Annotated in this window: 10 protein-coding genes and 1 pseudogene; 4 read left to right on the top strand and 7 right to left on the bottom strand. The window is 47.0% G+C overall.

Going from position 1 to position 8,919, the window contains the following annotated elements; all coding sequences use genetic code 11:
- The 3 genes and pseudogenes from DWW90_RS20040 to DWW90_RS20055 form a co-directional block, all read right to left on the bottom strand.
- A pseudogene (locus DWW90_RS20040) lies at positions 1-236 on the bottom strand (hypothetical protein); the annotation flags it as partial.
- Positions 237-515: 279 nt separating this feature from the next.
- On the bottom strand, positions 516-1,301 hold the full coding sequence (locus tag DWW90_RS20050; RefSeq protein ID WP_122333033.1) for a LytTR family DNA-binding domain-containing protein: 786 nt from the start codon (positions 1,299-1,301) through the stop codon (positions 516-518).
- 3 nt (positions 1,302-1,304) lie between these two features.
- Positions 1,305-2,063 (bottom strand): DUF5668 domain-containing protein, encoded by a 759-nt coding sequence (locus DWW90_RS20055; protein ID WP_122346254.1) that lies wholly within the window; start codon positions 2,061-2,063, stop codon positions 1,305-1,307.
- Positions 2,064-2,446: 383 nt separating this feature from the next.
- Here DWW90_RS20055 and DWW90_RS20060 point away from each other — a divergent pair, with 383 nt between their 5' ends.
- From DWW90_RS20060 to DWW90_RS20075, 4 genes are all read left to right on the top strand, one after another.
- Positions 2,447-3,244 (top strand): head GIN domain-containing protein, encoded by a 798-nt coding sequence (locus DWW90_RS20060; RefSeq protein WP_122333032.1) that lies wholly within the window; start codon positions 2,447-2,449, stop codon positions 3,242-3,244.
- A gap of 23 nt (positions 3,245-3,267) precedes the next feature.
- Positions 3,268-4,101 (top strand): head GIN domain-containing protein, encoded by an 834-nt coding sequence (locus tag DWW90_RS20065; protein WP_122346255.1) that lies wholly within the window; start codon positions 3,268-3,270, stop codon positions 4,099-4,101.
- Positions 4,102-4,250: 149 nt separating this feature from the next.
- Entirely contained in the window at positions 4,251-5,036 is a 786-nt protein-coding gene (locus tag DWW90_RS20070) for a head GIN domain-containing protein (RefSeq protein WP_115498512.1), read from the top strand.
- A 2-nt stretch (positions 5,037-5,038) separates the two neighbouring features.
- Positions 5,039-5,824: a head GIN domain-containing protein gene (locus tag DWW90_RS20075; protein WP_122346256.1), complete on the top strand. Its 786-nt coding sequence runs from the start codon at positions 5,039-5,041 to the stop codon at positions 5,822-5,824.
- Positions 5,825-5,828: 4 nt separating this feature from the next.
- Here the strand turns inward: DWW90_RS20075 and DWW90_RS20080 are convergent, their stop codons facing one another.
- The 4 genes from DWW90_RS20080 to DWW90_RS20095 are packed head-to-tail and all read right to left on the bottom strand — an operon-like array spanning position 5,829 to position 8,682.
- Positions 5,829-6,839 carry an NAD(P)-dependent oxidoreductase gene (locus DWW90_RS20080; protein ID WP_122346257.1) on the bottom strand — a complete coding sequence of 337 codons (1,011 nt, stop codon included), beginning with the start codon at positions 6,837-6,839 and terminating at the stop codon, positions 5,829-5,831.
- Positions 6,836-7,036 (bottom strand): PLDc N-terminal domain-containing protein, encoded by a 201-nt coding sequence (locus DWW90_RS20085; protein ID WP_115498515.1) that lies wholly within the window; start codon positions 7,034-7,036, stop codon positions 6,836-6,838. Before DWW90_RS20085 ends, DWW90_RS20080 begins: the two co-directional genes overlap by 4 nt.
- Positions 7,029-7,790: a metal ABC transporter ATP-binding protein gene (locus DWW90_RS20090; RefSeq protein WP_122346258.1), complete on the bottom strand. Its 762-nt coding sequence runs from the start codon at positions 7,788-7,790 to the stop codon at positions 7,029-7,031. Before DWW90_RS20090 ends, DWW90_RS20085 begins: the two co-directional genes overlap by 8 nt.
- Positions 7,774-8,682: a metal ABC transporter solute-binding protein, Zn/Mn family gene (locus tag DWW90_RS20095; protein ID WP_122346259.1), complete on the bottom strand. Its 909-nt coding sequence runs from the start codon at positions 8,680-8,682 to the stop codon at positions 7,774-7,776. Before DWW90_RS20095 ends, DWW90_RS20090 begins: the two co-directional genes overlap by 17 nt.
- Positions 8,683-8,919 lie beyond the last annotated feature (237 nt).

An 8,919-nucleotide genomic window follows, 5' to 3' on the forward strand; every position in this document is an offset into this window, starting at 1 on the left:
GCATTGTAAGGAAAATGTAAAAGAACTACCCCCATGAAATATCGGGTGAGCCCGCCTTTTCCCTTTTCACCGGTTCTGTTTTCCGGACTGATAGAGCGCGTCTTTGCATCCGAAAGCCGGAACAAATTACCCATGTCGCTACCCAAACCATTAAATGATTGTGCAAAGCCTGCCGAAGAGAATAGCGTGAGGCTCAGCATCAGAAGAACACCTTTCAGAACAGTTCCTTTTTTCATACACATTAGATTTTTATTGAGAATATTCATTTACAGACCCCCATAAACAATTAAAGGCTGTCTCACGACAACCCCTAACCAACTTTGTTAACCTTAAATCTAATACTATTATGAAAAAACCACAATGCAAAGATACAGGCGTCAAGCCCTTTTGTCAAGCCTTTTGCAGACAATATTTGTTAAGCCCGAAGCCTCTTTTCGACAAAAAGTGTTACAAAGCTCAAAACTTAATACAAAGGCGTCAAATTCTGCTAAAATTAACACTTTTACAGTCCCAAATCAGAGGGAAAGACGTTCTTTCAGGAGCTTGTAACCGCCATTGCTTGCCCGCAGGCAAACGCCATTTTTAAGCCGGACCTGGTAATTTTCTTTTCCGAACAGTTCCACCCGCAAAATCTGTTCTGTATTGACGATACAGGAACGATGAATCCGCACAAATACCGTAGGAGGAAGGTGTGTCTCAAAATATTTCATCGTCTGCTCTTTCACGAATTGCCCATCCGGGGTAAAGAGCGTGACATAATCGCCTCCGGCCTGCAGGTATAACAGTTCATTCAGATGAATGATATGGATGCGGGAGCCGTCTTTCACGGAAACCCGGTCCAGGAAAGCCTCTTCGGCCTGTACCGGTTCTACCGTTTCTATTTCAGAAGCCTCTTCAAACTCCTGATCATCGGTCCGGTTCATCCGGTACCATTGCAGCAGGACGATCCAGCATAAGATACCGAAAACCAGGCGAAGGGGTATCGTGTGGACAAAATCATCAGTGGTTCCCTGTTCCAGTAGCACTTGCAGTTCGAATGCCCCGGCCAGGCTGATTGCCTGAACCAACACAGCCAGTGCAACCCGTATCTGCAAGGCATGGATAGTTCCGTCGACATATCCATACAGGAAACCCGCCACAGCCAACAATCCGACAGAAACCAGACCATCTAAGCAGGCATTCCACAATCCCTCCTGCCCATAGCAAAACAGGAGCCATGCATAAACCATCCATGCCACTACCGCCAGGGTAATCCCTATTATGCGGTTAACGACCGATTCTATAAATGGATGCGTCTGCATAAATCAACTTTTAAACTCGATACCTCCGAAAGAGACTCTTCCTCTTACTAAGAGTACATGTTCCTTATCAATTTCTATGGATGTATTGTATCGCTTATCGTCACACCCGCCGATAAGAGCATCGATCTGCGTTTGCAGGTTCCAGTCCGAAGGCAAATAAATCTCGACTCCGCCAAAGGTGCAGTCCACGTCTATTGCAGTCTGTGCAGCTTCCAGCCGTGTCCGGCGCAGGTCCAGGATAGTCCCGCCGAATGTATTTTTAATCCGCGCCCCTCTAAAGACCGGGTCCAACACAATCTGCCGGACGGAACCAAACGTATTATCCGAAACCACATACCCGTCTTGCGAGCTGTAAACCTCTTTGGCATATTCCGTCCTTCCGTCCCAACGGCGACGGGAGGCATGATGCCGCGGCTTAAAAAGAATCATGAGTCCTATTGCAATGAGAAAGATCGGCCAAAATGCGTTGTCCCACTCCCTCCCCATACTGGTTATTTCGGGTAACAAAAAATAAACACCTATAGCGATCGTAACAAAACCACCTATAAAATGCCGCTTAATCAGGTTCACGACACCAACCACAACCAGCAACATCTGCCACGACACTAAAATATCGAAAAGATAAGAATCGATCAGCCCGAAATTTCTTCCGAGATAGAGCAAGCCGACTATAATAAATACAGCAGCAGTTGCAAGTGTATTCAGTCTCTTGTGGTGAGGGAAGCCACCTCTGTAAAAATTTCCCTGTTGATTTGTTTCCATACTCATATCATTTTAATTTGCTGCAAAACTACGGTCAGCGAGTCACTTACGCAATAGAAACACGGCCGGTAACGGGTAAATCCCGACGAATACCGGAGTATTCCCGATAAAAAAAGGCTCCTGCACCGGCAGAAACCCCTATAAACAATTAAAGGCTGTCTCACGACAACCCCTAACCAACTTTGTTAACCTTAAATCTAATACTATTATGAAAAAACCACGATGCAAAGATACGGGCTTTTCCGAATTTGTCAATAGTTAAAATGCTAATTTGTGTTGTACAGCATATAAGAAAATTTAATTTGAGAAATAATAAAGAATATATGCAACCGTCGTCCCACCCCGTTCGTCTTTAAAAGAAAACGAACAAAAAAGCATAAGACATGAAAACAAGAGTATTTTACTTTATCGCCAGTATCCTGCTGATGGCTACAAACGGGTTTGCCCAGAAGAATACGATAAAAGGTGACGGAAACATCACAACGAAAGAAATATCCATATCCGATTACGACGAAATCTCGTATGTCGGAAGAATGGATATCGAATACGAACAGTCAAACGCTTCGCCCTACCTGAAAATAACAGTAGACGAAAACATCCTGTCCAATCTTGAAATCAAGGTAAAGGGCAAGACACTGATCATCCAGCCCAAAAGCAGTGGATTTTCGCGTAGCCTGAACCTCCAACCGACTGTTTGCGAAATAAAAACAAACTCACGGAGTCTGAAAGAGATAAGCGCTGTCGGAAGCGGTGAATTCACTGTGACAAGCCTCCTCAAAGTCGATAAAATAGAGGTAAGCATTGCCGGAAGCAGCACGGTAAACTTCGACAAATCGCTGGAAGCGCGTAAAGTGGAATTCAGTGTTGCCGGGTCAGGCGATCTGAATGCAAAGAAATTGAAAGTGGACAATCTGGATTGCAGTGTTGCAGGCAGCGGTAACATCACACTCAAAGGAGAAGCCGAACGGGGCAGCATGAGCGTTGCCGGAGGTGGAGACATCAGCGCTTTTGGCTGCACGGTCAGAAAAGCGGAATGCAGCGTTGCCGGCGGTGGTAATATCGAAGTCTTTGCATCCGAACAATTGGATGCCAGCATAGCCGGGGGCGGACATATCCGCTACGAAGGCGACCCCGAACTCAGCAAAAGCGTTGTCGGCGGAGGCTCTATCAAGAAAAATTAATCAATCATAATACGAAGAAAGCGATGAAAACAAAACTAATCACATTAGCAACTCTGTTCTTTTTATGTGTAACAGCCGGATATGCTAAAGATATAAAAGGCAACGGCACTGTCATTACCAAAGATATCCAAATATCCGACTACACCGAACTCCGTATCGGCGGGAACATCAACATAGACGGAAATAACTTCTTTTCTTCAAAAGGAGGAAACAAGGGCCCAGTCTTTAACTACATGCAGAAAGCCGGAAAATCGTCCTTGCAAATCACTATCGACGAGAACTTGCTCCCGCAACTGGAGATCAACGTATCTAATGGATGTTTAAATATCCGAACCAATAACAAAGACAGACTCTTTCCGACAAAACTTATCATCAACAGCAGTTCGGCCAAGCTGGAAGAAGTTAAAATAAGCGGATGTGTCGATTTTATACTTCAAAATAATTTTACCGGCGATGACCTGAAAATGAATATATCCGGGTCCGGGGACATCTACCTGAACAAACCGGTACGCATTGCAAACACATACGAGATAAAAGTCAGCGGGTCCGGCGATATGAAAGCAAACAACCTGACATGCCGGAACATCGAAGCATCGATATCCGGCTCAGGCGACCTGGACCTGAAAGGGAAAGCGGAAAGTGGCGAATACAAGGTAACGGGCAGCGGAGATATCCATGCATACGGATTTGTCGTCAAAGACCTGAAATGTAAGGTGAGCGGCAGCGGAGACATTGAAGCGAATGCTACCGAGACATTAGATGCTTCTACCTCCGGAAGTGGTGACATCCGGTATAAAGGATATCCCAGAGCCGATATCCGCAGTACTGGATCCGGAGATATCAAACGTATAAAATAGACTGAATATATTATGTAAAACACCTGTAATTATCAGTAACTGAACTGACAATTACAGGTGTTTTTATGCGTACTTTTACAAAATTCCTCCTACATTTGTAACCAGGGCGCGACAGATGCGTCTAAAAGTATAATATAAAGAAGATGTACATGAAAACAAAAGGACTATTAGCGATTGCTTTCCTGCTGGGAATATTTTTCTCCGTCCAGGCAGCAGACCATGTAAAAGGAAACGGAAAACTCTCTACCAAGAAAATAACCGTAGGCGATTATAACGCAATTAAGATAGACGGAGTGATCGATTTCAACTACGAACAGTCGGATGCAACCCCTTACCTCGAAGTGACAGTAGACGAGAACCTCCATCCTTACGTCAACATCGACATAAAAGACCGCGAACTGACAGTCAGCTTTAAAGGAGCCAAGGTAGACCACTTCACCAAGTTCATCGTCAAGACCAACTCCAAATGGCTGAAAGAAGTAAAAGCCGCCGGTAATGCAAACTTCATGATTAACAGCAAGCTGACCGGTGACGAACTGAAGATCAAGGCAAACTCCAACTGCCTCGTCCAGCTGAAGGAAAAAGTCGAAATAGGCAAACTCGACCTGAACGTATCGGGCAGCGCCAACATGGTTGTCAACAATTTGCAGGCCGACAAGCTGGAATGTAGCATCAACGGTTCAGGCACGATCAACCTGAAGGCAGGAAAAGCCGGGGAAGCGGATTACAGCATCACGACCGACGGCGAAATCATGGCATTCGGCGTTGCCGTTCCCGAAGTCAACTGTAAGATAACCGGTAAAGGTTCCGCCCAGGTTCATCCTACTGAAAACCTGAAAGCGACGATTGTCGGCAAAGGTAATATCCGCTATAAAGGCCCGACAGCCGTACAGCAAAAAGTGATAGGAAAAGGAACGGTAGAAGAAGAAAAATAGACATGAAAACAAAAGTATCTTTATTAGCGCTCTTGTGCATCCTCTTTGTGGTGTCCGGTTGTTCGCGTATTATCAGGGGAGACGGAAAGGTGGAAACCATAAACGTGCCTGTCGAAGAATATGACGAGCTGTCCGTAGCCTGCCCGACGGGAAAAATCCATTACGCACAGGCGGAAGGGGCTGCCGCTTTGTCGATTACGACAGACCGCAATGTCTATGACATGCTCGAAGTATATGTAAGCGACAAGACTTTAGTCATCAAGCTCAAAGACGCTTATAAAGAGAAATTCATCTGGCCGTCCGAATTTACGGTCCGGGCAAGTTCCGAAAAGATGAAAGAGATCAGTCTCGCCGGCAAAGCCGAGATTAACCTGGACGGCCCGTACACGGCCGAAGAACTGGAAATATCAGTGGCCGGCTCGGGAACAATCAACCTCAACGACCGGATCGAGGTGGACAAGTTATCAACCAGCTTAGCGGGAAGTTCGACCATCAACGGCAAAGACCTGGATGTGGGCACACTCGAGTGCGAAGTAGCAGGTTCGGGCACTTACCAACTGGGAGGAGCCGCCAAAAAAGTTTCTTATGAAGTGGCCGGAAAAGGCCGGGTCAAGGCATATGACCTGAAAGCGGAGGACGTATCTTGCGAAGTGGCCGGTTTCGGGATATTCAATGTGTATGCCAGCAACAACCTCAGCGTGGAAGCGGCCGGGTTTATCAAAATCAGCTACAAAGGTAGTCCGGCTCTCTCAACAGAAGGGATCGTCATGGCACGAAAGGCAGACTGATCATCTACAGCCAGCCTTCTTTCTTATACCATTCGATACTTTCTTCCAGCCCGCGACGTAGCGGATAAGCCGGAACAAAGCCAAGTTCTTTCTGAAGCGGCGTAACGTCACAAATCCAGTTACGCTGCTTCAGGATTATATATTTATCCGTATTCAACGTCATGCTCTTCTTCAACAGCCTGCCGACCCATTCCGAGCACAGGCAGGCAATATGCACCAATCCCATCGGAATCCGGGCACGCAAAACATGCTTCTTCTGCAATATCTCCTGTATCATCCGGGCAAACGACTCGTCCGTATAGACATCACCGTCCGCCACAAAATAATGGCGGTTCCGGATAGCCTCGTTCTCCAATGCCAGGAAAGCGACGGTAGCCAAATCTTTTACATATATAAAGGTAATGCGCTGTGGCGTAAGACCGGCAGTAAAGTCGAAACCGGACTGCACACTTTTAATCTCCACAAAATAATCCCTCTCGCCCGGCCCGTACACGCCTGTCGGACGCAGGATGACATACGGGAAATAGGGTTGTTGCCGCAGGTAGTTTTCCGCCTCCAACTTGCTCTTTCCATAAGCCGTGTCCGGCAATTGCGGATCGTCCGGCGAGATCGGTCGGAATGTCTTCTCATCCCCACGCCCGTAACTGCTCAGGCTGCTCATCAACAGGAACTTCTCCGGCTTACAACCGGATGCGGCAAGCGCTTCGATCAGGTTAGCGGTATTCCCGGCATTGATGCGGAAAAAGTTTTCTTTATTAAGCGTTTTCGTCAGCCCGGCATTATGGATCACATAATCCCAGGCGCCATGCTCGCGGACAAAGTCAGCCAGTTGGGCCGTCAACGCTTTCCGGTCAGAATATTTCAGGTCGATAAAATGAATCCGTTCATCCTTCAGATTGGCACGGCTACTCGTCGAGCGGACTCCCGCCCACGTCTCATAGCCCCGGTCGAGCGCCTCTTTTACGAGGAAACCGCCGATAAAACCACTTGCTCCGGTAATCAATATCTTCTTCATTTATTCTTCATATAATAGGTATAGTAGTACAACAGCAGGCCGATCCAGTTCAACACGATGATAGTCAGAATCCAAAGAATCTTCTGTCCACGCGTGATGAATGGGTTCTGCCTTACGGCGGTAATACCGAAAATAATAACTGCAATGCCGACGATATATCCGATCTCCGGCAGGCTTATCCAACAAAGGTTACTCATGTTCGTGTTTTTTCAAAACCCGGTGAGGCAAGTCACCATGTCCGATCAGCTCTATCGGGCAGGCATATTTCTCGCCCAACCATTCCTCGGACACATCCGCGCCGGGATGGTAATGTAATGTTTCATTTACGCAGGCAATGTTCTTTACCATCGCCAATACGGTTCCGATATCGTGCGAAACCAGGATGATCGCACTCTCTTTATTGATCTCTTCCAATAATTTATAGAAGTGAGACTCGAAACGCTTGTCCACATACGAGTTCGGCTCATCCAGTATCAACACCTGCGGACGGGAAACGATGGAACGTCCTAACAACACCCGTTGTAACTGCCCGCCGGACAGTTCGCCGATCGCGCGGCCAGCCAGTTCTTCCAGCCCCATCTTGCCGATCACCTCTTCCACCCGTTGCTTCTGGCCCGAATCGAACGAACGGAAAAGCTTCTTTTCCGAAGCAAGTCCGGAAGCGATCACCTCGCGCACGGAGATAGGAAACTTCTTATCGATATTATTCAGCTGGGGCAGATAGCCTATCCGGAGAGAGGGGACAGCCTTGCCGTCCTCATAAAAACGGATCGTGCCGGAAACGGGAGACAGCAAGCCGAGTATCACCTTCAGAAGCGTCGTTTTCCCGCCTCCGTTAGGTCCTATGATCCCGAGGAAATCATCTTTCCAGATTGTCAGGGAAACATCGCGCAAGACGGTTTTATTGCCATACGCAGCCGTTACATGTTCTATGTCAATCAGTTTGTCCATCAGCCAATGCTTTTGCTATATGAATCATTTCCGTATTCCAATGATAATCCAGCGGATTGATGACCACCAGGCGACAGCCGGTCTCCTTTGCGATCAGTTCGGCATTCTTCCGGTCGAACTCCTGCTGGATAAAAACAACCTTCGTATGATGCTCCTTGGCTGTCATAACCAACTGTTTCAGCTGGGCAGGCGAAGGCTCCTTCCCGTCCATTTCGATGCAAAGCTGGGTAAGATCGAACTCGGCGGCAAAATAGGTCAGGGCCGGATGATAGATAATGAACGTACGGTCGGTCAACGGATCGAGCAGCTGTCTGATCTCGGCTTCTGTCTTTTCGATCTCCGCCAGCAGATCGTTATAATTCTTCCAATAATATTCGGTATTCTCTTTGTCCAGCTCGATAAAGGCATTCAGCGTATTCCAGGCAATCACTTTCGCCCCTTCGACGGAACTCCAGATATGCGGGTCGACACCTCCTGCATGGTGGTGGTGATGTCCGTCGCCGGCTTCGTGCTCATGCCCTTCATGCTGGTGCTCTTCTTCCGTATCCTTCATAAACTGCATACCCTGGGAAACATCGAATATCTTCAGATCGGGATTATTCTCACGTATCTTCCGCATCCACACCTGCTCGAATCCGATATAACCGATCTGCAGGTAAGCGGCACTCCGCCCGATCTGTACCATTTGCTTCGGAGTCGGATCGTAGGTTTCGGGACTTTGTCCGGAAGGAACCACACAATGGATGGCAAACTTATCTCCTGCAATCTTCTCGGCAAAAAAGCGCTGCGGCTCTATCGTCACCGTCACCACTTTCCCCCCCGCCTGCTTTCCTCCACAGGCGGTAAGCAGCAGCAAGACTGTCAAAAGAATATATATTCGGGTATATTTCATCTTACTCTCTATTTTGACAAGGATACAAAGATAGGAACAATCCGGCAAATATACTAAACAAGAGAATAATGCCTTGCCAGCTTAACATACATTTTACAATAGCTACAATTTAAGAAATAGTGAACCTGTAAATGCTGATTTATTGTTTCATATTTGGCAAATAGTGAATCAATAACGGATAAACTGACTTGTACGGAAAAAAGTTTACACAATTAGAAAATAAAAATGTGTAAAGAA

Source organism: Parabacteroides sp. AF17-28, assembly GCF_003479205.1.
Taxonomy (GTDB): domain Bacteria; phylum Bacteroidota; class Bacteroidia; order Bacteroidales; family Tannerellaceae; genus Parabacteroides; species Parabacteroides acidifaciens.

Excerpts from the sequence above, each read along its gene's own strand:
- DWW90_RS20095 (WP_122346259.1), bottom strand. The coding sequence starts at position 8,682 with ATGAAATATACCCGAATATATATTCTTTTGACAGTCTTGCTGCTGCTT.
- DWW90_RS20050 (WP_122333033.1), bottom strand. The coding sequence starts at position 1,301 with ATGCAGACGCATCCATTTATAGAATCGGTCGTTAACCGCATAATAGGG.
- DWW90_RS20070 (WP_115498512.1), top strand. The coding sequence starts at position 4,251 with ATGAAAACAAAAGGACTATTAGCGATTGCTTTCCTGCTGGGAATATTT.
- DWW90_RS20090 (WP_122346258.1), bottom strand. The coding sequence starts at position 7,790 with ATGGACAAACTGATTGACATAGAACATGTAACGGCTGCGTATGGCAAT.
- DWW90_RS20080 (WP_122346257.1), bottom strand. The coding sequence starts at position 6,839 with ATGAAGAAGATATTGATTACCGGAGCAAGTGGTTTTATCGGCGGTTTC.
- DWW90_RS20085 (WP_115498515.1), bottom strand. The coding sequence starts at position 7,036 with ATGAGTAACCTTTGTTGGATAAGCCTGCCGGAGATCGGATATATCGTC.
- DWW90_RS20060 (WP_122333032.1), top strand. The coding sequence starts at position 2,447 with ATGAAAACAAGAGTATTTTACTTTATCGCCAGTATCCTGCTGATGGCT.
- DWW90_RS20065 (WP_122346255.1), top strand. The coding sequence starts at position 3,268 with ATGAAAACAAAACTAATCACATTAGCAACTCTGTTCTTTTTATGTGTA.
- DWW90_RS20055 (WP_122346254.1), bottom strand. The coding sequence starts at position 2,063 with ATGGAAACAAATCAACAGGGAAATTTTTACAGAGGTGGCTTCCCTCAC.
- DWW90_RS20075 (WP_122346256.1), top strand. The coding sequence starts at position 5,039 with ATGAAAACAAAAGTATCTTTATTAGCGCTCTTGTGCATCCTCTTTGTG.